The organism is Lentisphaera profundi (assembly GCF_028728065.1).
Taxonomy (GTDB): Bacteria; Verrucomicrobiota; Lentisphaeria; order Lentisphaerales; family Lentisphaeraceae; genus Lentisphaera; species Lentisphaera profundi.
This window is the reverse complement of record NZ_CP117812.1, coordinates 1,828,870-1,852,495: the sequence shown is the minus strand read 5'-3', so window position 1 is coordinate 1,852,495 and position 23,626 is coordinate 1,828,870. Positions and strand designations below refer to the sequence as shown.

The window sequence follows — 23,626 nt, the reverse complement described above, 5'->3', positions numbered from 1 at the left end:
CGTAATAGAGATTAAGGATATGTTTTTTTCTTATGGAGATAAAAATATTCTTCAAGATATCAATTTAGAGGTTAAACACGGAGAGAATATTTGCGTCATTGGTCCGAACGGTGGAGGCAAGACGACTCTGCTCAAGTTATTATTAGGCTTTTTGCGCCCTGGCTCTGGAACGGTTAAAATTTTTGGTACTGCCGCCCATCATACTTGTGATCAAATTGGTTACGTACCACAGCACGTGAAGCTCAATGGCAATTTTCCGATTACAGTGAAAGAAGTCGTTTTAATGGGCTGTCACTTACACTCGATTTTTAGCCGTCATAAAAAAGCTTGCCATGATCAGGCTCAAGAGGCCATGGAGTTTATGCGTATAGGGGATTTGGGCAAGCAGCAATTTAATAGTCTCTCGGGAGGTCAACGTCAGCGCGTATTGATTGCTCGAGCAATCGCATCTCATCCTGCGTTATTATTGCTTGATGAACCGACTGCAAATGTAGATCCGGGCTCGGCAGAAGATTTTCGTGAGCTGATTAGTAAGCTTAAGGGGCAGGCGACTGTTCTAACTGTATCACATGATATTTCTTTTATCACGGGTGATATTAACCGTGCCTTTGTAGTGAATCGAAACCTACAAGATTTATCAGCCGCGGATATCCATGAAGATAAGCTGATGAGCTATTACCGGGGTACGGGTCAATGATGGAATTATTTAAAGAATTGCTTCCGGGCGGCTTTCTCTTTTGGCCCTTTTTAGCAGGCCTAGTGGGGAGTTTTTCATTTGGGGTTGTGGGTTCCTACGTTTATGTTCGTAAGCTTTCCTATGTAGCGACAGCTATCGGCCACAGTTCTATTGCGGGTATAGGTATTACTTATTTTATTCAGGATAAAACGGGCTGGTTGATGCATCCCTTTATTGGAGGCGCATTTTTTACGATATTGATGGCCTTATTTATTGGTTTTTGTACTTTGCGTAATGAAGAAAAAGGCGATTCAGTTATTTCATCGACAATGGTCGTGAGCATGGCCTTGGGTTTGATATTACTACACATGGTAGAGAATGTGCAGACCTTATCTACCACGGCTATATTTTTTGGGGATATCATGTTTGTAACCAAGCAAGATGTAATTGTGATCTTATGGGTGAATGCCGTGGTGATTTTCTGTGGGGTGGTGTTTTACAACAAGCTAAAAATGGTATGTTTTGATGAGGAATATGCGCGCTTACGAGGTGTGAATTCAGCTTTTTATTATTATCTATTACTCAGTATTATTTCATTGTCAGTAATAGCGATGACTGTTATTGTAGGTATCGTTTTAGTGATTGCCTTAATGACTCTACCTGCTGTGACAGCAGCTTTGTTGAGTAAGCGCTTATGGCAATGCATGGTGTGGGCATCGATTTTGTGTTTGGTATCGGTAACCCTAGGTTTTATTTGTAGTATTAGCTGGGATATTCCTACTGGGCCTTGCATCGTTTTGATTTCATCGGCGCTTTATGTATTTGTTTACGTCATTACAAGCGTTTTCCTGAAGACGGCAAAAGCCTAGTTCGTTTCTGAGTTAACTGAAATAAGACTTACTTAAGTTCTTTGCCATATACCTGAATCCGTGAGCCGCATTTAGTTAATTATCTTGATCTTTGGTCCTCATTGACTTATAACTTTTCTCAAAAGACCTACGGGCGTTCCTGTGAAAAGTTATAAAGTTCTGAGAATAAAAACTCTATGGAATAACTCTAAAGCCAGCTTGCGGATTCAGGATATAGGCTGAAGTTGATTTGCGAGCCTAGTGACTTAAGGTTTTAAGGGTATGACGGTGCGAGTAGATTCGACAGTACATATAGGCACTTTACGCATGTTGAGGAACTATGCTCACTTGTTTGAAGGCTTACTGGAATGGTTGTAGTTCTTTATATGAAGCCATAAAAAAGGCTGAATGATAAATCATTCAGCCTTTTGATTCTCTAAATAGAGATCTTAGTCACGGTCGAAACGAACAACAGGACTTTTGCCTTTGCGGTTACAAGAACGGATGATGCGTTCAGCATCTTTCTCGTTAGTTGTGAACAAAGAGAATTTATCAAAAACTTTAAGGTTATCAATTCCACGAGGTGAAACTTTACTCTTGTCGCAAATGAAGCTGATGACTTTTTGGACATCATGCCATCTCTTTTACCCATAGCAAAGAAAAGTGATTTAGTGTCGCCAGAATTAGTATTACCACTGAAAGTACGTGAGTCACGATTTTTCTTTTTAGCTGCAGAGCAGTTGATGTCAGGGTAATTACCTGCATCAAGTTTGTTACCGAACATTTTAGAAAGTAAGGCAGTGATGATATCTGCTGGAGCGTTTTCTTCGAGAAGTTGTGCTACCACGTCTTTGACTGGTGCTAGAGATTCTAGTTCAGCATTGTTTTCTTGAAAGTGAGTGAGTTCCTTGCTAAGCTTTTGGATTCTAAGCTTAATCATGTCATCGCCAAAAGGAAGTTTAAGACGTGTAGTCTTTGCATTGGTCTTCTTTTCGATGAAGCTCATCTTGCTACGTTCTTTTGGCGTGATGAGAGTTATTGCTGTTCCTTTTTTGCCTGCGCGACCAGTACGGCCGATTCTGTGGACGTAGGATTCGAATTGCTCAGGAAGTGAGTAATTGACAATGTGTGAAAGATCAGTTACGTCAATACCACGAGCAGCTACATCAGTAGCGATAAGTAAAGATATGTTACGATTACGGAAGCGTTTTAAGAGGCGCTCACGGCTTTCTTGGGCTACATCACCATGGATGTAGTCAGCGGAATAGCCATCGTTCTTAAGACCTGCAGCAACTTTTTCTACTTCTACTTTTGTACGACAGAAAATGATACCATAGAAATCTTTCTCAAGATCCATAATGCGACAAAGAGCGCTGAATTTATTCTCTGGATAAGCTTCGTAAACAACCTGATCGATTGTTTCCATCGTCATAGTTTCAGATTTAGCTTTAATAGTGATGCTGTTCTTCATGTAAGATTCAGCAATTTTCTTTAAGCGAGGAGGCATTGTAGCAGAGAACATTAAGATAGTGCGATCATCAGGAGATGCTTTGAGAACTTTCTCAACATCTTCAACAAAGCCCATGTTAAGCATTTCGTCGGCTTCATCTAGTACTAGGTATTGAAGTCCAGTAAGATCGAGTTTGCCATTTTCTATAAAGTGTATGCAACGGCCCGGTGTAGCAACAACTAAATCAACACCCTTTTTAAGTGCGCGTTGTTGATCCATGATCGGTGCGCCACCATAAAGTGTAACAGTAGTGATGCCACGGCCTTTACAGTAACTTTTAATTTCTTCGTTAACCTGAAGTGCAAGTTCGCGAGTAGGGCAAAGAATGAGGGCTTGGGGTTTATTGAGTCCGGGTTCGATTTTTTGAACGATAGGAAGACCAAAAGCAGCAGTTTTACCTGTACCAGTTTGAGCTTGACCAATGATGTCGTGATCCTGAGCTAGTAGTACTGGAATAGCTTGTTCTTGAATAGGAGATGGCTCTGTGAAACCTTTTGCTTCTAGACATTTAATGATCCAGGGCTCGAGGCCCAGGGCGGTGAATTTATCCATAATAGATACCTGTAATGTTAGGCTCACCGACAAAAAAACAAATAAACAGAAGTGCTTATTTCTTATATCATAAAACCTTACGCCAGTCGAAGCTGGACTCTTATCGGTATGCCTCAGTTTTATTTTGCAGTCCTCCTAATACTTTAACAAAATGATAAAGCAAGCTGGAAACAGGAAGGGCTAGTGTTTTTTTAGTGTTTTGATGGTTTAAATAGGCTTTTTAAGCTTTGAGGGAATCTTTTATTTGTTCGGTAAAAAGTGATTTGTGATAGCTTTGTCAATAAAGTAGCCATTTGAAATTGGCAGAGAAATTCGGTTAATTAAAAATAAAAACAAAATAGTTCTTTATTCATGCAAGATTTTCATTTATACTTAAGATTAAGTTAGTAAGAGCTCTTGGTGGCTTTGAACCTAAAGAAAAAATAAAAAGGATATGAAGATGAAAACATTATTGATGATTTTAATTATGAGTATGAGCACCTTATTAATGGCTGAAAATAAGAAAGGCAAGGCAGGGGATGATTTCCGTGCGGCGGGAGCTGCCTATGAACAAAAAGCTAAGGTGAGTTTAGATAAAGGCAATGCGGAGGCATCTAAAATTTATTATCGTTTAGCGGCCATTAAGAAGAATGCGGCAAAGTTAGCCGATGAAGGCAAGTGGGATGCGATTTCTTGGGATGAGTACCATGAGCTCACTAAAAAACTACATAAAGTAAAAGGAAATAGTAAAAAGCAACACAAAAAATAATTCTATTCACAACTATATAAAGGGCCTCGTTTTTACGAGGCTTTTTTATTGTGCTAGAACAGAGCAAGAAGGTAACTATACATAATCGGGATGAAGCATCATTCTAGGATATTTAGAGAGCCCCTTATATATATGTGTAAATACCAATATTTGGGTAGGGCGAAATAAAGTTTTTTATTAAAAGGATTTGTATTTATTGATCATAAACACTATCTTTTGCCAACGTTGGTATTTTATGGAGTTTTACTTATGAAAAATATTTTACAGAATTTGAGCAGAGTACATATTCAAATTTCTATCAAGTCGCACATACTTGTTTTGTGTACTCTGTTCGGATTCTATTTAAGTGCATTAGAACATCCGAATATTATCCTCATGGTAGCAGATGATCACGGCTGTGCTGATATTTCTGTTTTGGGGATTCATGATGATGTAGAAACACCCGCGATAGACAGACTCATCAATGAAGGTACTTACTACACTCATGCTTATGCGAACGCTCCTATTTGTAACGTATCAAGAACAGCATTGATGACAGGTATTCATCAAGCAAAACTCGGAGCTTATTGGTATAGTAACCCTGGAATGAAACATAAAACAAGTGCAAGCTTGGCAGAATTTTTACAGGGCCAAGCTTACGCCACGGGCTATGTGGGAAAAGTTCATTATGGAAGTAGTGATCCTCATTCTGTGGATTTCCCTTTAAATCACGGTTTTGATGAATTTTTTGGCTTTTGCGGAGGGCGCAAGCATTATTTATCTCATGATGATGAATTAGAGAGCGAATTTATCGCAGGACAAAAGCGAGCAAATCGCTCAAGTGCCAATCCCGTCAAAGGAGGCACGAGCCTTGCAAAATTTGAGACATTAAAGAAAGGGAGTTTTTGGAGGAATAAGCAGAAAGTTGAAGTCAAAGGTTTTGCGACGGAGATTTTTGGTAAAGAAGCTCGAACTTTTATAAAAAAGCATAAGCAGGATAAATTTTTTCTGCACTTATCGTTTAATGCGGTGCACAACTTTACTCATCAGCTGCCGAAAAGCTATTTGAGTAAGCATAAGCTTAATAGTGTACAGGATTGGGACCCCGAAAAAGAAGATTATCTGGAGTGGTATAAAAAAGGACGTTATCCCAATAATCCTCAGGGTCGTGAGTACTATCTAGGCCATCTCGAATATATGGATCGTGAAATTGGCAAAATTTTAGATATCTTAAGTGATTTGGAAATAAAAGAAAAAACGATGATTATTTACGCCAGTGACAATGGTGGATCCACGCCAATTTATGCCTCAAATGGAGCCTTACGAGGGAGTAAATATACCTTATACGAAGGAGGGATACGGATTCCTTTGATTATTGTTTACGCTAAGGGTTTTCGAAATACAAGACTTGATCAAAAAGTAAGTCTTTTAGATATATATCCTACTATTGTAGAGCTTTTAGGCGAAGAGAAAAAAGATTTTTTAGATGGTGTTGCTCTGCAGTTATTAGATGATAAAGAGCGTAACTTTTTTTGGCATAGTGGGCATGAGAAAGCGATGCTCCGGGGTGACTGGAAGTATAAATCGGTGAGTAATAATGATGATGCAAAACTAGAAATGGTGGAGCTCGAATTAGGTGAGTTCCTCTACGATTTAGAAAAAGATCCTGGAGAAAAAATCAATTTAATTAATGATTACCCCGAGAAGGTGAACGAAATGCGTCGCCGTTTTAAAGCTTGGGAAAAAACTTTAGTCCAAAAAGATTAAAAAGAGACTTCGGAATTGTCTAGTCTCTTGTGCTTGGCTTCAAAAGCTTTATTTTAAACAAAGGAATGAAAATGAAAAACATTTATTTATCAATCTGTGTAATTTTATTATTCGCATCATGTCGAACAGAAACCCAAGCGCCTTCTAAGTCTCAAAGAACTGAGGATGTCGGCTATGAAACAGATGTAGATTCAAAGATTTACCAAGCTTGGAAAAAGAAAGCGGATAAACGCAGTGTCTTTTCTTTTGAGAGTGATGATGATTTTTATTACTTCACAGCGGAGAACTCCTCTATTTCTGCGAGTAAAAGAAAAATCCAGTTTGGTGAAAGATCATTTCAATGGGATTGGAAAAAGAATGCTCAATTAGAAGTGAATGGAATTCGTGCGCTCAATAAAGAAGAAAGTAAGGTTGTAGGGCAGGGGTCAGCACAGAGTCCAACTTTTATCATGAGCTTATACAATGAAAAAGCGATAGATGAGAAAATGAATTTCACTTTCTTTGGTCCCGAAGGTGAGCAAGCAGATTTCGATTTAAACCTAAATTTTGTGGGTTGGCGAACTCTATGGATTCCTTTTTACGACATGCGAGGGGGCCCAAGTAAGAAACGTCAAGAATTTGAAATTGATACTTGCATTATAAAAGCCCCTCAAGGCAGTGATGGTGGACGAATTTATTTCGATGATATCGTATTTTCGCAGTTTGCTGATGATCGTCATCAGTATCAGTCATTCCAAGCGCCTTTTGTAAAAAAGGATCAAGAGATAAATAGCGATCATTGGATGCCTCATTTAAAGCTGATGGGACTCATTGATCAAGCAGTAGCTGATGAAGTCAGTGAAGTTGATCAGCAAAGTATTGCAAGATTGAAATCCAATTTAGATGAAGAAGTTAATGTAGTGTCGAAACGCACTTATGCAGAAGCATTGGCTAGTTTAGAGAGTTTAGGTTTGATGTATAAGCAGGGTATCATTACCAGCTTGCCTTTGAAGCTAGCAGTTCAGTATAAAACTATTCATTATAAAAGAGCTAAAAATCTACAAATAAAAGCGGTGGATTTTGATGCTTTTTGGATTTATCAATTAGAGTTGGCAAGGTCTTGGCGGACAGCAAATGATGATGACAAATACTTATTTGAAGAACTTTTTATAGCGGGATTGAGGTATACTCGCGACCAAGGATTTCAGTGCGGAAGCTCACAGGGGACACTGCATCACTTGGGTTATCAATTCCGCAATTACGTGAGGGCCATGTATATAGCACGAGATTTAATTGCTTCACATCATTTATTGGGAGAGGTTTACCGTGATCTTTGCTGGTTTATGAATGCAGGAGAAGTATATGCAGACGAAAGTCAATTTAAAGCGAATATTGATTATCTTAATACAATAGCCATTCATCGACTCATGGCCTTGTCGATCTGTCCCGACCAAACAAAAGCTTATAGGAATATAGAGCTATTTAGTTATCATTTGGGAAAAACGTTATCTTATACTGATGAGCGTGGAGTTTTTAAAATTGACGGTACCTCCTGGCATCACCGAGGGCATTATCCTGCTTATGGTGTAGGTGCATTTACCAGTGTGGGGAAACTTTTTCAGGCATTTCACGGAACAAGTTTTAGCATATGGTCAGAGGGGCACAGCAATTTCCGTCGAGCCCTGCTTGCGTCAAGAGTATACTCCCAAAAATTTGATTGGGGAATTGGGCTTTCTGGGCGTCATCCTTTACATGGTAATATTAACGGACTGAAGAATAGCTTTTTAAGTTTAGCTCTAGCAGGGACTCCTGATGGTCGTGAGAGCTTGGATAAAGAACTTGCCGCAGCGTATAGACGTCTCTGGGGAAATGTAGAGAATGCGGAGCTCGCAAAAGTTTTTGAAGAGGAGAAGATAGAAGCGGAAGTTTTAAGTGGCAACTGGGCTTTTCCTTATGCAGACTTGATGGTGCATCGCCGTTCTAGTTGGATGGCATCGGTGAAAGGCTATAGTAAAAACGTGTGGTCATCTGAGATATATACTAAGGATAATCGCTATGGGCGCTATCATTCCAATGGCAGTGTCCAGATTATGAAAGAAGGTAATGAGGCCGATGGCTATGTTGAAGCGGGTTGGGATTGGTGTCGGGTACCGGGTGCTACAGTCATTGAATATCCCGCGGAAAAATTGGAGCCCAAAAAAGATTCAACACTGATGTATATGTCTGGCTCTTCTTTTGCGGGCTCACTCAAAGTGAATGATAATGGTGTTTTTGCTATGTATCTAAATAGTATGGGCTTAGAAGGGCGTTTAAAAGCATTTAAATCTGTCTTTGCCTTTGGAGATCGGCTGATTTGTCTAGGGAGTCAGGTACGCAGTCGCGAAGAGGTTTATCCCACGAGTACAGTTTTATTTCAGCATGCTTCAGAGGATAGTGTAAAGCTTGAAAATAGTTTTGGAATAAGTGCTGACGTTCAGGTGCCAGAGCAAAATATTCAAGTGAAACAGGGCGATTGGCTTAAAGATGGTAAGGGCAATCTATACCATTTTCTAGAAGCGGCAGATCTGAATGTACGCATTAAAAAACAAAGAAGTCCCAATAATAAATATTCTATGAGGCGAGATGATATGCACCGTGGTCGTTTAGGGCAAGAGAAGTTTGGGGAAGGTTTGTTTGCATCGGCCGTTATTGATCATGGGAAAAACCCCCGTGGCGGAAGCTATGCTTATGAGGTTTGGCCTGACGCTATATTGCGGGATGGAGTGAAGACAAAAATATTACGAAGAGATAGCAAGGTGCATGCAATATACGATACTCAGTCAAAAACTTTAGCAATGGCGGTTTTTGATAAAGTTGAATTTGAAAAACTAATAATTAAGAAAGTTTCTAATCCCTGTTTAATCACGATGCAAAGGTCGCAAGAAGGTATCACACTTTCTGTAGCCGATCCAGATGTGAATGATGCCTTGGCTGAGGACAAAAAACGGCTTTCTGGCAGAAGTTTAGTATCAAAGATAAATTTGATCTTGAAAGGTGAGTGGGCGAGTGAGGAGCCTGGGCTAGTGGTGAACTATGATAGAGGTGTGAGTCTATTGGAGATTGAATGTAAGTCTGGTCTTAGTAGATCTTTAAGTTTAAAAGAAATTAAATAAAAGTAAGTAGAAAGACTTGACTTTCGATGGTTTTGGTTGTTTAATATTAAAAATGCCAACGTTGGCAAAAAGTAGATAAGGTGATGAAAATGAAAAAGAGATTTAGCTTAATAGAGTTACTAGTTGTGATCGCGATTATTGGGATTTTGGCAAGTTTACTTCTGCCTACATTGGGGAAGGCGAGGGATAAAAGCCGTCAGAGTGTCTGTGTAAATAACCAGAAGCAGGTGGGTGGGGCTTTTTATAGTTCAGCCATTGATGAAGATGGCCAGATATATGTATCGAGTTCATCGTCACTACCGACTCGTAGTACTTATGCCTACTTTTTAGTTAATAATGATTATGTATCAGCTGAAGTTTTTCGTTGTCCAAAAAATGAAGCGGAACTTTCTGATAATGGTTGGAATGCCTATGGCGCACGTTATTTACATAGCGCACCCTATTTAATGAAATTGACGGATTATGATTCTTCGGATGGGCTTCTGGCTGATTCATATAAAGCGAGTTCTAATGATGCCATGTTCCGGATGACAACTGGGACGAGTACGGGCTATGCTTGGCCACAACTTATTCACGGAGATAAGGCGAATGTACTTTTTTTTGATGGACACGTGTCAGGAGTGTCAGGAGTTTATCTGAAGGCAGGAATGAATTTTAGTTCGCTATTTAGTGAATCGGGTGATGAGATTTGACTCAATTAAAATTTTGATAAATTTTGTACAGGATATAGATTTAGTAAAGGTACATTGATGAATAAAAAATTTACACTTATAGAATTGTTGGTCGTAATTGCCATTATCGGCATCCTAGCCAGTTTACTTCTACCTGCGCTGGCTAAGGCTCGCGCTAAAGGGCGTCAGACAGTTTGCCTGAATCAACAGAAGCAGGTGGGCTTAGCGTTTTTTACTTCAGCAGAAGATAAAAATGGGTATATCTATGCCAGTAATACATCTTCATTACCTACAATAAAAACTTGGTCCAAGAATCTTTTAGATGAAGGCTACGGAAACTTAGAGCTTTACCGTTGCCTTGAAATGGAAGGCGAGATGAGTGACAATGGCTGGAATAGCTATGGAGGACGTTATGAAAATAACGATCCCTATTTAATGAATATGGCAGATTATAGCTCTGTAGATTGGTTAGTAGCAGATGCGTATTTCGCAAGCGATGATGATTCTGTTTTTCGTATGCACCCAAGTCAAACAAATCTTTATAGTCAGCCTTATTTAATTCATGAGGATAAGGCTAACGTCTTATTCTTTGATGGCCATGTAGAGAGCCTATCGGGAGTGACGCTAAAAGCTATACATGGCTTTTCGTACATTTTTTCCCAATCAAAAATTTCTTATTAGTTAATAAATCAATAAAATAAAAGGAAGAATTATGAAAGCATTTATATGTTTACTGTTTGCCTGTGGTGTGATTTTTGCACAGGAAAAGAATGAGTATGAACTGGCGAAAGGGAGAGCTGGATCATTTGAGAAATCAGCAGCTGACTTGAGCTCATTTGTTCGTGAAGCCCAGGGTGAACTTTATTACGATCGGGTGAAACTTGAAGTGGCACTCAAACAAGTTAATCGTGAATTTGAAAAAATTCATGAAAAATATGTGAAGCGACGAGAGAAATTTACGAAAGACCGTAGCAATGAAGAAACGAAACAGCTCTATTATAAAGAACTTAACGCTATGATTAGGCAACTTTATATCATTTCGAAAGATGTAGAACAGGTGACTAAAGAAAGAAAAAATTTATTAATTTCTTTAGATGAATACCGTACTTTAGTTTTGCAGAATTTACCTGCTGAAAAGCAAGCCGGATACTCGGCGCAGCTCGAGATCATCGATCAAGAGCTGTGTATAAGAGCTGGCTTAGATATTTAGTTTCAATATTACCAAGACTGAGTAAGCAGTTGAGAGCATTTGCTTAGTCTTGGTGCTTGAGGTATGACCCATATAAAGAATGCTGTGTGGCTCGTTCGATTTTAATATTGATCATATCACCGACTTTGATGTTTTCTTGAGGATCAAAAATAACAATCTTATAATTGGTGGTTCGTCCGGCCCATTTCTCATCATTTCGCTTGCTCACACCTTCGACCATGATTTCTTCAACAGTGCCGACACGAGCTTCATTTTTTGCAATGAGACGTTCTTGTAAGTCTTGTAAAAGGATCTGATTACGTTCAATCTTAATTTCCTCGCCTAATTGATTAGGCATCTGAGCAGCAGGAGTATTTTTTCTGGTTGAATAGCGGAAAATAAACTGTTGGTCAAAATCTACTTCATTACAGAGATCACGGGTAGCCTGAAAATCTTCATCAGTTTCACCTGGGAAACCGACAATTAAATCAGTAGAAAAGGTGATGCCTTCAATGCGTGCTTTCATTTTGTTGATCCAAGAGAGAAATTCTGCGGCCGTGTGACGACGACGCATAACCTTGAGTAAACGATCGGAGCCAGATTGAAGAGGAAAGTGAATAGCACGACAGATTTTTGGCTCTGCGGCAATAGTGTTAATTAAGTCATCGTTGAAATAACGAGCATGAGGAGATGTAAAGCGAATCCGCTTAATGCCCTCAATTTTTGCCGTTTCGCGAAGTAATTCTGCGAAAGGGGAGATTTCTTTGTCAAAAGTGCGATCACGGCGAGCTTCAATGAGGCCATAGGCAGTGATGTTTTGGCCGAGGTACATGACTTCGCGAACACCTTTTTCGGCGAGTGCTTTGACTTCGGCAATGACAGAGCCGATGGAGCGACTCTTTTCTTGTCCTCGAGTAAAAGGGACAATGCAATAAGTACAATACTCATTACAGCCACGCATGATGGCGATGGACGCATTAGTTTGCCCTTCGGGGTGATTGTCTAAGCGCTCCATGATATCTCTAGAGAGGCCCGTTTCGATCAGTGCAGTTTCAGATTTTTTTGATGCGGCGATTAAGCTGGGGATTTTATGGAGTTGGTCAGTGCCTGCGACAAAGCTCACATTGGCATGTTTATCTACGATGTCATCGGCACGACTTTGAGCCATGCAGCCGATGACGCCAATCTGTAAGTTGGGTTGCTTGCGGAGTAATTTTTTTAAACTACCTACTTTACCGAGAGCTTTTCTTTCTGCTTGATCGCGAACCGAGCAAGTATTTAAAATGATGACATCCGCTTCTTTTTCTTCAGAGGTAATCTCATAGCCACTTTTGATGAGGTCCATTTCTACGGCTTCGGAATCACGGTCATTCATTTGACAACCGTAAGTTTTAATAAGAACTTTTTCTTTTGACATTTTTTGAGCTGAGCTTGTGGGGTTACTTATTTTGAGACGGCAATAATTTCGAATTGCGCTCTTCTATTATTGGCATGATCCTTGATCGAATCACCAGGAGTAGCGAGTTGTTCTTCTCCCATGCCAATGGTATGGATTTTAGTCGTGATATCGTAATATGATAAAAGGACTTCTCTTACGGCGAGTGCGCGCTTTTCACTTAAAATTCTATTGTACTGTTCGGAGCCTTTTTCATCGGTATGTCCGTGAATGATCAGATGAAAGTTTTTGTTGTCAGCGATGTACTTGGCTAAAATTTTCAGAGGGCGCAAATTACTTTTATCGATGGCGGTGGAGTTGAAAGCAAAATAAACAGGAGAGAAATCGTGGTGGATTTGCTCACCTTCGATTTCAAAGGGATTATTCGCGCCCTTGTTGAATTGGCCGTCGCTTATGTCTTTTAATGGGTTGAGTTCAGGGGAATGATCCTCTGGTTTAAAAACTTTACTTGCGGGGTCTTCTGCGGTGTTATTTGCGGTGATCGCAGACGCATTAGCTGAAGTGCCGTCTCCATTTGTGGATTGGCAGGCAGTCATTAAAGTTATGACCGCCACGAAAGCGCAGAGATGTAAAGTTTTAAAGTTCACGCTTAGTTCGCTTCGTAAACTTCGAATTCAGCACGACGGTTTTTTGCATAGGACTGACTGTCTGCACCAATGACGGCAGGTTTTTCTTCGCCATAAGCGACAGTTTCAATGCGAATTTCTAAATCAGGTGAGATACTAAATAATGATTCTTTAACTGAGAGTGCACGTTTTTCGGAGAGTGAACGATTGTATTCATCACTACCACGTTCGTCACAGTGACCACCAATAACTAAAGTGAAAGTTTCGTTCTCAGTTAAAAATTCTGCAATGGCTTGGATTTTTTCATCTTCAGCACTGCGCACTGCCGCACTGTCAAAAGCAAAGTATACAGGTTCAATATCGTGAGCTACTGGAGTTCCGTGAATATTGCCATTGATTACAGCACCAATTGTTTCCTCTCCAACAAATACACCTTCCTCTATTTCAGGTAATCCACCATTCGTATCATCGCCTTCGCCATATAAAGGGCCTGATCCGCCTGGGATTGTAGCTACTGGTTCACGAGTATTGTTACGAGTGTAGGTATTATCGTCGTTTGCACAGCTGGCGAGTAGAGCAAGAAGAGTGGAGAAAGTGAGGTACTTGAAAAGTTTCATGAACAGCCTTTTTTGAATGAGGTTATATATTATAAAGATGGCTGAATATAGGAGCACTCGACAAAAAATCTCCCGCGTTTTTTGATTGAATTGAAAAAAGTACATTTTTTTTGATGAACTGTCTTGATAAAAGGCAAAATCTTTTTATACTGACAGCGCTTAATAAGCACCCATAGCTCAGCTGGATAGAGCGCCTGGCTACGAACCAGGAGGTCTCAAGTTCGAATCTTGATGGGTGTACCAAATAAGCAAATGCACCCATAGCTCAGCTGGATAGAGCGCCTGGCTACGAACCAGGAGGTCTCAAGTTCGAATCTTGATGGGTGTACTTGAGGGCTTATTCCTTAGAGGATAAGCCCTTTTTTTATTTAATAATCAAGCTGCTGATTTTTGTAATTTAATCTTGGCGCACTAGTTTGATAAAAAGTTCTAAAGTATAGGATCGAAAATTGGAAATAATTGAAACTGCAGTATTGGGCGGCACCTTTGACCCAATTCATCAAGGCCATATAGCCTTAGCTTACGATATTCTTGAGCGTGAATTAGCTCAGGAAGTGATGTTTGTTCCCAGTGCTCGTCCCCCTCATAAGAGCGAAAAGAAAATCAGTCCATCAGCAGATCGTTTGGCAATGCTCGAGTTGGCGGTAAAAGATGAAGATCGTTTTTTAGTCTCTGATTACGAGATTGAAAATAATTATCGTGAATCTTATACAATACATACTTTGACGGCTTTAAGAACTGCGATGCCTTCAAGACGCTTTAAGCTAGTGATTGGTATGGATAATTTAGCGATTTTTCACACATGGTACAAATATGCGGATATAATTAAGAATTATCCGATTATAACTTATGGTCGCCCAGGAGTGAAAAAACAGTTTCAATTTAACTTGATCGAGCATTTTGCCGGTAGACAAGTAGAAAACTTGATGAGTGGAATAATCGATGATGGTCCACAAAATAACATTTCTTCTTCTGAGATACGAAAAGGTATTGCAAAAGGGAATGTCAATAAAAATTTAGTGATTCCAGAAGTTATGGAATACGTAAAAGACAAAGGATTATATTGTGAGTCAAATTAACTCTGAGGCTAAAGCAAAACTTATTGCAGAGCTTTGTGAAGAATCAAAAGCTGTTGATATAAAAACAATTGATGTAAAAGAAACTTCATCAATTACGGATTATTATGTGATTTGTACAGGTAATTCTGAGCCGCATTTAAAAGCTATTGCCAACCGTATTCACCTTGAGCTTAAAGATCAAGATATGGATTATAATACGGTTGATGCCGATGAGCAAAGCCATTGGGTTGTTCAGGATTATGGCAATGTAATTTTACATATTTTTCACCCTGATGCTCGTCGTCATTATAATATTGAAGAATTTTGGAAACGCAAGTCAGATGAATTTCCTTACGAGTGTCCTGAGAATCAGATTCTTCGTGATGAATTAATGCGTCGTAATACTCACTAATTAATGAAAGTGGGGTATCTAAAACTGCTCTTTTTACTTATTTTTTTTACCCAGGTAGTTGCTTCTGGGCAAATCAAGTTAAAGCTTGAGCCTGTTAAAGTATTATCCTACAACCTCTATAATTATAATCCCTCACAATCTTCATATCAGTTAAAAAGCTCTGTTTCACGTAAGGCGACAGCAAATATTATTGCTGGAATTGATGCGGATATTGTCTTATTATCGGAGCTGGGGCATGGTGAAGCGCTAGAGGAGTTACTAGCGGATTTACTTGCGAGGGAAGTTAATTACTCGTTTAGCTCCATTGTGAAGGGACCTGATTCCTTGCGTAGGCTATGTATACTAGCTAAATCTGCGCCTAAGAAAATAGATCATCGCACACGAGTGAAATTTAAGCTCAAGGGTAAAGATGTGTTTGTCTCTCGTGGTTTTGCTTATTGTGTTTTTGAATGGCAAAATGACTATCGTCTTCATTTTATCGGCGCCCATTTAAAGTCTAAGATACCCACTGCTTTAGGGCAAACTGATATGCGTCGCTATGAAGCTAGGCAGTTGCATTATTTAGTTGATAGCATACTAAAAAATGATCCGCAAGCTAATATTGTAGTGGCGGGTGACATGAACGATACTTTTGATAGTTCTCCAATAAAAGAAATTCAATATCGAAGATATAGATACGAGAAGCGTTTATATGATTTGCGTCCCTACGACAAGAGCCATGCGTCGTGGACTCATTACTATGATAAGAGTGATGAATATTCACGTATTGATTACTTCTTTTGTTCATACAGTATGTTAGGTGAAATAGATTATGATCTTTTGAGTATCCCTCATTCTCCCCATTGGTTTATTGCTTCGGACCATCGTCCATTATTACTTGCTTTCACTCCTGTGGAGAAAGAGGCAAATGAATCCTTTGCGCTCTTTGAGAATGCTACGCGAAAAAATATCCGCCCTCAGTATCAAAGCTGGGAGCATTTCGAAGGTCCTAGAAAAGCTAGTAAGGAAAAGAAATGAAATTCGAAAACCCTTCAGCCAAATACGAGTGTCTACTTTTGCATGGTTTATGCGAGCATGAGGGGCGCATGTATGATTTAGCTAAATTCTTACAGAAGAATGATTGCCAGGTACATGTGCCCACGCACCTTGGTCATGGTGAACGAGCGTTGAATAGCAGTGCGTTTAAGGATATTCAAAATTTTTATCTTAATGATTCAAAAGATTTGGATTTATTACGTCATACTCATAAAGGCTCTGAACTTGAAAAAGAGTATCAGTACAGTCGTGCCAATGTAAGTATGGCTTGTCATCTACAGGAGTTAGAGGGTGACCTTAAAGCAATTGAAGCTCAATCCGATAAGCCTATTATCATTGTGGGTTTTAGTATGGGTGGCTTACTTGCCCTGGCTTTGGCGGAACGATATATATCTAAGCGAATCAGTAAACTATTATTACTTAGTCCTGCTTTACGAGTGAATATTCCTAAAGGAAGAGGCGTAATGAAGCCGGTTCGGCTAATGGCTAATAGTGTTTTGCAGGTTTTTCATGAACTGCGTTATTTGAATTTCCCTGGGATGAAATCTTTAGGTAAATATTTGAGTAAGGCGAAGTTGAGTATCCCTTGTAATGAAGTGACTTCTAATGTATGCGAGTTGCGTCGAGAGCAATTTATTTTCCAAAATGATCCTTTAATTGCTAAGCGAGTCCCCTTGTCTTATCTCAATGCAATTCAGGAGCTTATGTTAGAGTTAAGGTCTAAAGACATGTCTGAGCTTAGCCGTAAGATCAAGATTGGTTTGGCGTGGTCGTCGGGTGATAGTATTGTTAATCCCAAAGAAATTAAACGCTTTAGTCGATATTATGAAAATAGTCATCTTTGTATAGAGGATCATGCATGTCATGATCTTTTAAGAGCGCCATGTTATGAAGAAGTATATGATTTTATAGGTGGCTTTTTGAGGTCATGAGCGGTCCTCAGCACGTAAAATTTTTATATGAAGATGAATACTTGGTGGTAGCTCAGAAGAATGCAAAGTTTAGTGTTCACCGTTCAGAAATGTGTCGTGATAGGCGGACTTTGCAGAGTATGGTGCGCAATAAACTTGATGGTCAATATGTTTATGCCGTTCACCGTTTAGATAGACCAGTTTCTGGGCCGGTGCTCTTTGCAAAAAGCCCTGAAATGTGCCGCGAATTACAGCGTCAATTTACAGAGAAGACAGTTGAGAAAAAGTACATTGCACTGGTAAGAGGCTGGCTTGAAGCGAATGGTGAAGTTGATAGGCAGCTAATTAAGAAAAGCAATGGTGCGATACAGGACTGTTTGAGTCGTTATCGAGGACTTGGGACAGTGGAGCTCGACGAGGCATTGGACGGATATCCGACAGTTCGCTATTCTTTAATTGAATTAGAGCCGGTAACGGGACGTTTTCATCAGCTTCGTCGGCACATGAGAGGCTTAGCACATCCCATAATTGGAGATAGTACGGATGGTGATTCACACCAGAATCGTTTTTTTCGCGAAAAATTTAATCTCCGCCGTTTGATGCTGCACTGCTTTTTCTTGAGTTTCAGGCATCCGATTACGAATGACCCAATTAAAATTTACTTAGAAGCGGATAAGGATTTGAGAAATATTTATAAGGTTTTAGGTATGGATGAACAGTATAAAAAACTTGAGCGAGAGTATAGCGATGAAATATAAACTTCTGATATTTGATTTAGATGGAACTTTAGTAGATACGAGAAAAGATTTAGCTGCCGCAGTGAATGAGATGCGTCGCTCCTATGGCTTACCGATTTTACCCTTAGAAATAATAGTTTCTTATGTAGGTGATGGCGCTCAAAAATTAGTAGAGCGCTCTTTGCAAGGAGAAAATGTAGATCCGGTTGAAGCGTTGAAGCTGATGCTTGATTTCTATAAAAAGAATATCTGTGTCTTTAGTCATTTATACGAGGGCTGTAGAGATTTCTTAAAACTAATGAAATCTAAGGGTATAGCTATGGCTGTTTTGACTAATAAGCCCCAGGCGATGACTGATATTATTTTGAAAGAATTAGATTTGGATCAATACTTTAATCCAATATTGGGGCCAGAGGGTGCGGGATGTCATAAGCCTGAGCCCGGAGGTGTTTACAAATGTTTGGAAATTCATCAAATCGAAGCAGCTCAAGCACTGATGGTGGGGGATCACCATACAGATTTGCGAGTAGCGCAAAATGCAAAAATTGACAATGCGTTTTTTACTTCGGGAATGGGTAACAAAGATGGGGTAATCCCCACCTTTGTCTTTGATGATTATAGCTCTTTAGAGGATAAACTTCAGTCTTAATTTTCGAGTACAATCCTGTAGCGAGCTTTGCCTGATTCCAAGTGAGCAATAGCTTCGTTGACTTCGCTCATTGGAAAAAGTTCTACTTTTGCTTGAATGTTATGGAGTTTGACAAAATCTAGCATTTTAGCGATGGTAGCAGGGCTGCCAACAGGAGAGCCGGATATTGATCTTTGTGCCATGATTAGGGAGAAGGCTTGTATCTCTATGGGCTCGAGAGTCGCTCCGACAAAATGGAGTCTTCCTTTGGCTTTTAAAGTATTTATGTAGAGTTCCCAATCTAGTTTTACATTGACGGTAGAGATGATGAGATCGAAACTGCCTGCGGCTTTTTCAATTTCATCGGAGCTTCTAGAGTTTAGGGTATGATGCGCACCCAGCTTTAAAGCTTCTTGTTTTTTATCTTCACTAGAAGTAAAGGCAGTGACTTCGCAGCCCCATGCATTTAGGAACTGTAGCGCTAGATGACCAAGGCCACCAATTCCTATAACGGCAACTTTTGCCGTTGGAGGGATATCAAATTGAATGAGTGGATTGAAAACGGTAATGCCACCACAGAATAGAGGTCCGACGGTAGAAAGATCTAGACCATCGGGAATGGGGATTACGCTAGTGGCTTGAGCTCGAAATTTGTCAGCAAAGCCACCGTGATGTGAGACAATAGTTCCTTGTGCTTGTGAGCATAAGTTATGATCGCCTTCAATGCAATGAGTGCATGTGTTACAGAAGCCGGAATGCCAACCAATGCCTACAGTCTGTCCCAGTTTTAAATTTGTTACTGAGGGGGCGATTTTAGTGATCGTGCCAACAATTTCATGGCCTGGGACTAGAGGGTATTGACTAATGGCCCAGTCATTATTGATCATGCTGATGTCACTATGGCAAAGGCCACAGTATTTCACGTCTATTTCTATTTCACCAGCTTCTAATTCGCCAGGGGAATATGAAATTTTACTTAGTGGGCCACTGGGGATTTGTGCTGCGTAGGCTGTTGTCATAGGATGTCCTGTTAATTGTATTAATGCATAAAAAAGCCAAGCAATTAAGCTTGGCTAATTAAAGGTATGGGGGATTTATTTTTTACTTTTTTTGATTATATCTTCGATATGCTGAATATAATTTTTTTCACCACCTTTTTGGTAGCCAGTTTTTTGGATGAGTTTTCCATCAGGATCTAGAATGAGGATAGTCGGGTAGCCACGTACACCAAACTCTTTGGCGAGTTTTTGGTTTTGAGCTTTTTCTTCCTTGCTTTGTTTTCCTTTTCTGGGGAAGTCAAGTTTGACTAAAATGAGTTCTTTTTTAGCGTATTTCTTAAACTTACTTGTATCAAAGACTTCTTTGTCGAGTTTGATACACCAGCCACACCAATCTGAACCGGTGAAATTGAGCAATAGATGTTTTTTCTCGGCTTTAGCAGTTTTAAGTGCTTTTTCGTAGTCGGTGACCCATTCGTCTTTGGCACTTAATGTAGCTGTAAAAATCAGGGCTAGTGATATGAGGCCGAGGTGTTTAATCATTTTTGTCATAGTGACTCCTTTTGTTGACAGATTAAAGTATGTGTCAGTCGAGCTTAAAACAAAAAATAATAAGTTAATTTTCTTTAAAGATCACCAAAATAATCATCTTCAAAGAGTTCAGAGTTTTCTGAGATTAGTTCACTCACTTGATAAATAGGAATTTGATATCTTGTAGATATGACGTGTGCCTGCTCTGAATTCATTTCTTTACCGTCGGCATCAATAAGGTTTTGGCAGATCGCGGCATGAGGAAGTTTGCTCTTAAAGCAGAGTGCAACAGCGGCTTCCGGTAGGCCTGGTCTAGATGATGAATTAGCACCATAGATTTGTAAAGGGTTGATGTTACCAGGGGTCATCCAGTCGTCAATAGTCAGCTCGTCGGAGCAAAATAAGCTAATGGATTTTTTCATAGCCGCAGTTGTGTAGTCGTGTAGTTCATTGGCTCTGTGGTTAACAGGGAGTAAAAAGCGACGTTCTTCTGCTTTAGTATTAATAACTGGAGCAGGAATAAAAAGTTTTTCGGCTAAGCCTTCGGTGACAGCTACGGTGCATGGAGTTCGGGATAAAGAGAGGGCAAAACTGAGGTTGCGATCAGTGATTTTTTCAGCTGAAGAGCAGAGCGCGAAGCTTTCCTTATTTTGAATAAGAAGTAAACCGCCTTTGGTGTAGGTGTCGATGGCGGCTGCTATGGTATCAATTTTATCAGAAATGGTTTCTGCTTCATTAGCTAGGTTAATCATCCCTGATTTGTCTTGAAGAGCTCGGCTACTAAAATCTACTTCTATATTTAGGGCGTCGCCAGCTTTAAGTTCGCCGAGGTGGGTAAGGCGTAGGGTTTCTGGGATTAATGAGATGGCAAATGAGTTTTCGTTTCGTCCTGTGATGGTCAAGCTGACGCCATCAACAGCAATTGAGCCACGAGCTGGAATGAGACTAGAGTATTCAGCGGGTAAGGCAATCCAGATTTTTAGCTGACTCGCATTATCAACTTGGCTCATAGATACAATAGAGCCGACAAAATCAACATGGCCTAATACAGGGTGGCCCCCAATAAAATCACTAGCTTTGAGAGGGAGATCAACGTGGACTTCTTGAGCGATTTTCAGATCAGCGAGAGTTGTTCTTTGTAGAGATTCCGGCCATACGTCAAACTTGAGGATCGAATCAGAAATGATTTCCGTAACAGTTAAGCAAACGCCGTTTACTCCTACGGAATCCCCGATTTGAACTTGTGAAACAATAGAGGTCTCTAGCTCAAGAACGATGCCATTAGAGTTGTTGCCAGAAATTGAATGTACTGATCCGCTGTGTTTTATTATTCCGCCAAACATGTCATGCCTCTTTGTTTATTTTTTTTAAACGCTCGTTTTTTAATCTTTTTGCTCGTTTTTTAATCACGTTCTTTTTTGTCCAGAAATAAGCGAGTGTTCCAAGGAAAAGTCCTAGGATGGACCCACCTGTGATAAACATTAAAATGGTACTGCTGCCGAGTTCCCACCAATCTAGATTGAACCAAAAAGAGAGTTCGAAAAAGTGTTTTTGGCAATCGGCGAGAAATTGTTCGTTGCCAGGGATGAAGAAGGAGCCAATGTAAAGTGCGCCAAACCAAAAAACCGGGTAGCTTAATGGATTGGAGACAAAAGTTGATAAAGAGGCAATAGTTTTGTTCGCTTTAAAGATCCATGCGATAAAAATGGCGACGGGGATCTGTAGAAGAGGGACAGTCAATCCCGCAAATACGCCACAAAAAACCGATCGAGCAATATACTCGGGGCTGCCTCCAGAGCGGAGGATTTTAAAGAATTGGATGCGGTAAAATCGCGGACTTAGGATACTCATTAATTTTCGCTTGTGGGATCTTCTCTAGTAGGGTTATTTTCGAGCTATGAATATAATCGGAAAGTGCTGTTGTTAAAGTGGAAAAGTAAAGTTTCTTATTGAAGAAAATAGGCGAAGAGTTAGTGTTGCTTTTATTAGATAAGAATATGTATTGATTAGAGGGGGAATAGTGCAATTAAAGCAAGATTTATTAAGCATACTAGATTGTCCAGTTTGTAAGTCTGGAGCAGGGTTGGAGCAAAGCGAACAAGTGTTGCGTTGTACGACCTGTGAGCAGGCGTTCAGGTTAAAGGCATTAGACGGGCCTGATGGTGAGGGTGTTTTGATGCCAGATTTCCTTGAAATTGAGGGGGAATAATGCGTTGTCCTGAATGTTCTTCCACATCAAATAAGGTCCTAGAAACTCGTTTGTCAAAAGATCGCAATCTTTTACGTCGTCGTCGCCAATGCAATGGCTGTGAAACTCGTTTTTCCACGCAGGAAGAATTAGTTAGAGGCGACTTGATGATAATTAAATCAAGTGGGCGTAAGGAAGACTTTAATATTCAGAAAGTGAGAGAAGGGCTACAATTAGCCTTGAGGAAACGTCCTGTAGGGGATGATGCCATTAATGAGGCAGTAGAGAATATCAAATCCAGAGTGTCAGATCGTCTCGATAGGGAAGTTTCCTCTCATGAAATTGGTGAGATGGTGATGATGGAGTTAAAAGGCTTAGACGAAGTGGCCTATGTTCGTTTTGCTTCTGTGTATCGTGAATTTAAAGACGCGTCAGAATTTATCGAAACGATTCAATCAATGCAGGCCTCGGATTATGATTCAGATAAATGATAAACTTATTCCTGTTGATCAAGATGGGCGGATTATAAGTGTTGATTTGGGGGACTATCAGCCTGTTTTAGAGGCTAGTTTTAAGAAGTGTGGTTTTCATGATGTGTTTCTGATTGATGATATTCTTGTTGCAATGAGTTTGTTTGCTCGTAATAAAATTGTTGAGAAAGATGATTTAGATCATTTGTTGTATCGCGTTTTAATCGATAATGGTTTAACGGATGTGGCAGCTCATTATCGTGGAGTCTATAAAAAAGAAATTCCCTTGTTACCTGAAAGGATTAAGGCTAAGTTATCGGCTTTAGATAAAGATTTTGATGAAGTAATCTTAGTCAAGATTGAACAAAGAATTGACCGCGCGGCTTATGTGAAAGATGATTTGAGTGATGTTTTTATTCATGCTCTATGCTTAGAAGAGTTACGTCTCAGTAAAATAGAACAACGGCCTTATCGTTTGGGTGAAGGATTATTGATGCCTAATCAGAGTTTTCGGTCGGTGCTGAATTTTAGTGCAGATCAGGTCAATTGGAAAACAAGTCAGTTGCAGATTGATTCGGGAGGGTATTTGTTTCAATCTATCCATCTTGAGGTTTTTGTGGATGAGATATTGCATGATTTATCAATGCCGCCTTTACTTGATTTAGTGTTTTATGAATACGTAGAAGACTTATGTGAAAAGTCAGTTATTTACTTAGAAAAAGCTTTGGGCGATTATTTGAAGTCTGGTGGAGAATACGATTATTTATCGGTGAAGGTGCGATCTATTCGAGATAAAGAATTGAGAAAAGTCTTTAAAAAGAGCTGTAAAAAGGGTTTTGAGCGGATTTTGAAAGAAAAATACCGTCCTTTTGCAGACTTGAGCCGCCTAGTCTTTCACTTAGATTAATTTTAGCATATATTAATCAAGTCTAAGAAATTAAGGAGTTC

25 protein-coding genes and 2 tRNA genes are annotated in these 23,626 nt (G+C 39.7%); 19 read left to right on the top strand and 8 right to left on the bottom strand.

Annotation, left to right across the window (positions count from 1 at the left end):
• Window positions 1–19: 19 nt before the first annotated feature.
• Window positions 20–697, top strand: a complete 678-nt coding sequence (locus tag PQO03_RS18565; protein WP_274152465.1) for a metal ABC transporter ATP-binding protein — start codon at window positions 20–22, stop codon at window positions 695–697.
• Complete coding sequence (locus tag PQO03_RS18560; protein WP_274152463.1) at window positions 694–1,545, top strand: metal ABC transporter permease; 852 nt, start codon at window positions 694–696, stop codon at window positions 1,543–1,545. Before PQO03_RS18565 ends, PQO03_RS18560 begins: the two co-directional genes overlap by 4 nt.
• Window positions 1,546–1,960: 415 nt before the next feature.
• On the opposite strand, the gene PQO03_RS22205 is transcribed toward PQO03_RS18560, so the two are convergent.
• The gene (locus PQO03_RS22205) at window positions 1,961–3,586 is read right to left on the bottom strand and encodes a DEAD/DEAH box helicase (protein WP_274152461.1); all 1,626 of its coding nucleotides are present in this window, start codon (window positions 3,584–3,586) and stop codon (window positions 1,961–1,963) included.
• A gap of 439 nt (window positions 3,587–4,025) precedes the next feature.
• On the opposite strand from PQO03_RS22205, the gene PQO03_RS18550 reads away from it, so the two are divergent.
• The 6 genes from PQO03_RS18550 (at window position 4,026) to PQO03_RS18525 (ending at window position 11,092) form a co-directional block, all read left to right on the top strand.
• Window positions 4,026–4,334, top strand: a complete 309-nt coding sequence (locus tag PQO03_RS18550) for a hypothetical protein (RefSeq protein ID WP_274152460.1) — start codon at window positions 4,026–4,028, stop codon at window positions 4,332–4,334.
• Window positions 4,335–4,583: 249 nt separating this feature from the next.
• Window positions 4,584–6,080: a sulfatase-like hydrolase/transferase gene (locus PQO03_RS18545; protein ID WP_274152459.1), complete on the top strand. Its 1,497-nt coding sequence runs from the start codon at window positions 4,584–4,586 to the stop codon at window positions 6,078–6,080.
• A gap of 71 nt (window positions 6,081–6,151) precedes the next feature.
• Window positions 6,152–9,211 carry a chondroitinase family polysaccharide lyase gene (locus tag PQO03_RS18540; RefSeq protein WP_274152456.1) on the top strand — a complete coding sequence of 1,020 codons (3,060 nt, stop codon included), beginning with the start codon at window positions 6,152–6,154 and terminating at the stop codon, window positions 9,209–9,211.
• A gap of 89 nt (window positions 9,212–9,300) precedes the next feature.
• Entirely contained in the window at window positions 9,301–9,903 is a 603-nt protein-coding gene (locus PQO03_RS18535; RefSeq protein ID WP_274152455.1) for a prepilin-type N-terminal cleavage/methylation domain-containing protein, read from the top strand.
• A gap of 57 nt (window positions 9,904–9,960) precedes the next feature.
• Window positions 9,961–10,563, top strand: a complete 603-nt coding sequence (locus tag PQO03_RS18530; protein WP_274152454.1) for a prepilin-type N-terminal cleavage/methylation domain-containing protein — start codon at window positions 9,961–9,963, stop codon at window positions 10,561–10,563.
• Window positions 10,564–10,594: 31 nt separating this feature from the next.
• The gene (locus PQO03_RS18525; protein ID WP_274152452.1) at window positions 10,595–11,092 is read left to right on the top strand and encodes a hypothetical protein; all 498 of its coding nucleotides are present in this window, start codon (window positions 10,595–10,597) and stop codon (window positions 11,090–11,092) included.
• Window positions 11,093–11,135: 43 nt separating this feature from the next.
• Here the strand turns inward: PQO03_RS18525 and miaB are convergent, their stop codons facing one another.
• The 3 genes from miaB to PQO03_RS18510 are packed head-to-tail and all read right to left on the bottom strand — an operon-like array spanning window position 11,136 to window position 13,710.
• Window positions 11,136–12,488, bottom strand: coding sequence for a tRNA (N6-isopentenyl adenosine(37)-C2)-methylthiotransferase MiaB (miaB, locus tag PQO03_RS18520; protein ID WP_274152450.1), 1,353 nt, complete (start codon window positions 12,486–12,488; stop codon window positions 11,136–11,138).
• Between the two features lie 26 nt (window positions 12,489–12,514).
• Complete coding sequence (locus PQO03_RS18515; RefSeq protein WP_274152448.1) at window positions 12,515–13,114, bottom strand: OmpA family protein; 600 nt, start codon at window positions 13,112–13,114, stop codon at window positions 12,515–12,517.
• A 2-nt stretch (window positions 13,115–13,116) separates the two neighbouring features.
• The gene (locus PQO03_RS18510) at window positions 13,117–13,710 is read right to left on the bottom strand and encodes an OmpA family protein (RefSeq protein ID WP_274152446.1); all 594 of its coding nucleotides are present in this window, start codon (window positions 13,708–13,710) and stop codon (window positions 13,117–13,119) included.
• A gap of 166 nt (window positions 13,711–13,876) precedes the next feature.
• Here PQO03_RS18510 and PQO03_RS18505 point away from each other — a divergent pair.
• The 8 genes from PQO03_RS18505 to PQO03_RS18470 all read left to right on the top strand — a co-directional run bounded on the left by PQO03_RS18505 (window position 13,877) and on the right by PQO03_RS18470 (window position 18,512).
• Window positions 13,877–13,953, top strand: a tRNA-Arg gene (locus PQO03_RS18505).
• An 11-nt stretch (window positions 13,954–13,964) separates the two neighbouring features.
• A tRNA-Arg gene (locus PQO03_RS18500) sits at window positions 13,965–14,038 on the top strand.
• Window positions 14,039–14,159: 121 nt separating this feature from the next.
• A complete protein-coding gene (gene nadD, locus PQO03_RS18495) occupies window positions 14,160–14,789 on the top strand; it encodes a nicotinate (nicotinamide) nucleotide adenylyltransferase (protein WP_274152445.1) in 630 nt (209 codons plus the stop codon).
• Complete coding sequence (gene rsfS / locus PQO03_RS18490) at window positions 14,776–15,180, top strand: ribosome silencing factor (protein ID WP_274152443.1); 405 nt, start codon at window positions 14,776–14,778, stop codon at window positions 15,178–15,180. The genes nadD and rsfS overlap by 14 nt, the downstream gene beginning before the upstream one ends.
• 3 nt (window positions 15,181–15,183) lie before the next feature.
• The gene (locus tag PQO03_RS18485) at window positions 15,184–16,197 is read left to right on the top strand and encodes an endonuclease/exonuclease/phosphatase family protein (protein ID WP_274152441.1); all 1,014 of its coding nucleotides are present in this window, start codon (window positions 15,184–15,186) and stop codon (window positions 16,195–16,197) included.
• On the top strand, window positions 16,194–17,147 hold the full coding sequence (locus PQO03_RS18480) for an alpha/beta hydrolase (RefSeq protein WP_274152439.1): 954 nt from the start codon (window positions 16,194–16,196) through the stop codon (window positions 17,145–17,147). The genes PQO03_RS18485 and PQO03_RS18480 overlap by 4 nt, the downstream gene beginning before the upstream one ends.
• A complete protein-coding gene (locus tag PQO03_RS18475; RefSeq protein WP_274152437.1) occupies window positions 17,144–17,884 on the top strand; it encodes a pseudouridine synthase in 741 nt (246 codons plus the stop codon). The genes PQO03_RS18480 and PQO03_RS18475 overlap by 4 nt, the downstream gene beginning before the upstream one ends.
• Complete coding sequence (locus PQO03_RS18470; protein WP_274152435.1) at window positions 17,874–18,512, top strand: HAD family hydrolase; 639 nt, start codon at window positions 17,874–17,876, stop codon at window positions 18,510–18,512. The genes PQO03_RS18475 and PQO03_RS18470 overlap by 11 nt, the downstream gene beginning before the upstream one ends.
• Here the strand turns inward: PQO03_RS18470 and ahr are convergent.
• The 4 genes from ahr to PQO03_RS18450 all read right to left on the bottom strand — a co-directional run bounded on the left by ahr (window position 18,509) and on the right by PQO03_RS18450 (window position 21,871).
• A complete protein-coding gene (ahr, locus tag PQO03_RS18465; protein WP_274152433.1) occupies window positions 18,509–19,510 on the bottom strand; it encodes an NADPH-dependent aldehyde reductase Ahr in 1,002 nt (333 codons plus the stop codon). The genes PQO03_RS18470 and ahr overlap by 4 nt on opposite strands.
• Before the next feature lie 75 nt (window positions 19,511–19,585).
• Window positions 19,586–20,041, bottom strand: a complete 456-nt coding sequence (locus PQO03_RS18460) for a thioredoxin family protein (RefSeq protein WP_274152432.1) — start codon at window positions 20,039–20,041, stop codon at window positions 19,586–19,588.
• Window positions 20,042–20,115: 74 nt separating this feature from the next.
• Window positions 20,116–21,363, bottom strand: coding sequence for a riboflavin synthase (locus PQO03_RS18455; RefSeq protein ID WP_274152430.1), 1,248 nt, complete (start codon window positions 21,361–21,363; stop codon window positions 20,116–20,118).
• Between the two features lies 1 nt (window position 21,364).
• On the bottom strand, window positions 21,365–21,871 hold the full coding sequence (locus tag PQO03_RS18450; RefSeq protein WP_274152428.1) for a DUF2062 domain-containing protein: 507 nt from the start codon (window positions 21,869–21,871) through the stop codon (window positions 21,365–21,367).
• Between the two features lie 169 nt (window positions 21,872–22,040).
• On the opposite strand from PQO03_RS18450, the gene PQO03_RS22155 reads away from it, so the two are divergent.
• From PQO03_RS22155 to PQO03_RS18440, 3 genes are read left to right on the top strand one after another with little or no spacing between them, the layout of a single operon-like run.
• Window positions 22,041–22,229 carry a Trm112 family protein gene (locus PQO03_RS22155; protein WP_420792873.1) on the top strand — a complete coding sequence of 63 codons (189 nt, stop codon included), beginning with the start codon at window positions 22,041–22,043 and terminating at the stop codon, window positions 22,227–22,229.
• On the top strand, window positions 22,229–22,699 hold the full coding sequence (nrdR, locus tag PQO03_RS18445) for a transcriptional regulator NrdR (RefSeq protein ID WP_274152426.1): 471 nt from the start codon (window positions 22,229–22,231) through the stop codon (window positions 22,697–22,699). Before PQO03_RS22155 ends, nrdR begins: the two co-directional genes overlap by 1 nt.
• Window positions 22,683–23,585, top strand: coding sequence for a hypothetical protein (locus PQO03_RS18440; RefSeq protein ID WP_274152424.1), 903 nt, complete (start codon window positions 22,683–22,685; stop codon window positions 23,583–23,585). The genes nrdR and PQO03_RS18440 overlap by 17 nt, the downstream gene beginning before the upstream one ends.
• Window positions 23,586–23,626 lie beyond the last annotated feature (41 nt).

What these genes read in the sequence shown, in the direction of transcription:
- PQO03_RS18565 (WP_274152465.1), top strand. Translation starts at nt 20, where the DNA reads ATGTTTTTTTCTTATGGAGATAAAAATATTCTTCAAGATATCAATTTA.
- PQO03_RS18560 (WP_274152463.1), top strand. Translation starts at nt 694, where the DNA reads ATGATGGAATTATTTAAAGAATTGCTTCCGGGCGGCTTTCTCTTTTGG.
- PQO03_RS22205 (WP_274152461.1), bottom strand. Translation starts at nt 3,586, where the DNA reads ATGGATAAATTCACCGCCCTGGGCCTCGAGCCCTGGATCATTAAATGT.
- PQO03_RS18550 (WP_274152460.1), top strand. Translation starts at nt 4,026, where the DNA reads ATGAAAACATTATTGATGATTTTAATTATGAGTATGAGCACCTTATTA.
- PQO03_RS18545 (WP_274152459.1), top strand. Translation starts at nt 4,584, where the DNA reads ATGAAAAATATTTTACAGAATTTGAGCAGAGTACATATTCAAATTTCT.
- PQO03_RS18540 (WP_274152456.1), top strand. Translation starts at nt 6,152, where the DNA reads ATGAAAAACATTTATTTATCAATCTGTGTAATTTTATTATTCGCATCA.
- PQO03_RS18535 (WP_274152455.1), top strand. Translation starts at nt 9,301, where the DNA reads ATGAAAAAGAGATTTAGCTTAATAGAGTTACTAGTTGTGATCGCGATT.
- PQO03_RS18530 (WP_274152454.1), top strand. Translation starts at nt 9,961, where the DNA reads ATGAATAAAAAATTTACACTTATAGAATTGTTGGTCGTAATTGCCATT.
- PQO03_RS18525 (WP_274152452.1), top strand. Translation starts at nt 10,595, where the DNA reads ATGAAAGCATTTATATGTTTACTGTTTGCCTGTGGTGTGATTTTTGCA.
- miaB (WP_274152450.1), bottom strand. Translation starts at nt 12,488, where the DNA reads ATGTCAAAAGAAAAAGTTCTTATTAAAACTTACGGTTGTCAAATGAAT.
- PQO03_RS18510 (WP_274152446.1), bottom strand. Translation starts at nt 13,710, where the DNA reads ATGAAACTTTTCAAGTACCTCACTTTCTCCACTCTTCTTGCTCTACTC.
- PQO03_RS18485 (WP_274152441.1), top strand. Translation starts at nt 15,184, where the DNA reads ATGAAAGTGGGGTATCTAAAACTGCTCTTTTTACTTATTTTTTTTACC.
- PQO03_RS18480 (WP_274152439.1), top strand. Translation starts at nt 16,194, where the DNA reads ATGAAATTCGAAAACCCTTCAGCCAAATACGAGTGTCTACTTTTGCAT.
- PQO03_RS18475 (WP_274152437.1), top strand. Translation starts at nt 17,144, where the DNA reads ATGAGCGGTCCTCAGCACGTAAAATTTTTATATGAAGATGAATACTTG.
- PQO03_RS18470 (WP_274152435.1), top strand. Translation starts at nt 17,874, where the DNA reads ATGAAATATAAACTTCTGATATTTGATTTAGATGGAACTTTAGTAGAT.
- ahr (WP_274152433.1), bottom strand. Translation starts at nt 19,510, where the DNA reads ATGACAACAGCCTACGCAGCACAAATCCCCAGTGGCCCACTAAGTAAA.
- PQO03_RS18460 (WP_274152432.1), bottom strand. Translation starts at nt 20,041, where the DNA reads ATGACAAAAATGATTAAACACCTCGGCCTCATATCACTAGCCCTGATT.
- PQO03_RS18455 (WP_274152430.1), bottom strand. Translation starts at nt 21,363, where the DNA reads ATGTTTGGCGGAATAATAAAACACAGCGGATCAGTACATTCAATTTCT.
- PQO03_RS18450 (WP_274152428.1), bottom strand. Translation starts at nt 21,871, where the DNA reads ATGAGTATCCTAAGTCCGCGATTTTACCGCATCCAATTCTTTAAAATC.
- nrdR (WP_274152426.1), top strand. Translation starts at nt 22,229, where the DNA reads ATGCGTTGTCCTGAATGTTCTTCCACATCAAATAAGGTCCTAGAAACT.
- PQO03_RS18440 (WP_274152424.1), top strand. Translation starts at nt 22,683, where the DNA reads ATGATTCAGATAAATGATAAACTTATTCCTGTTGATCAAGATGGGCGG.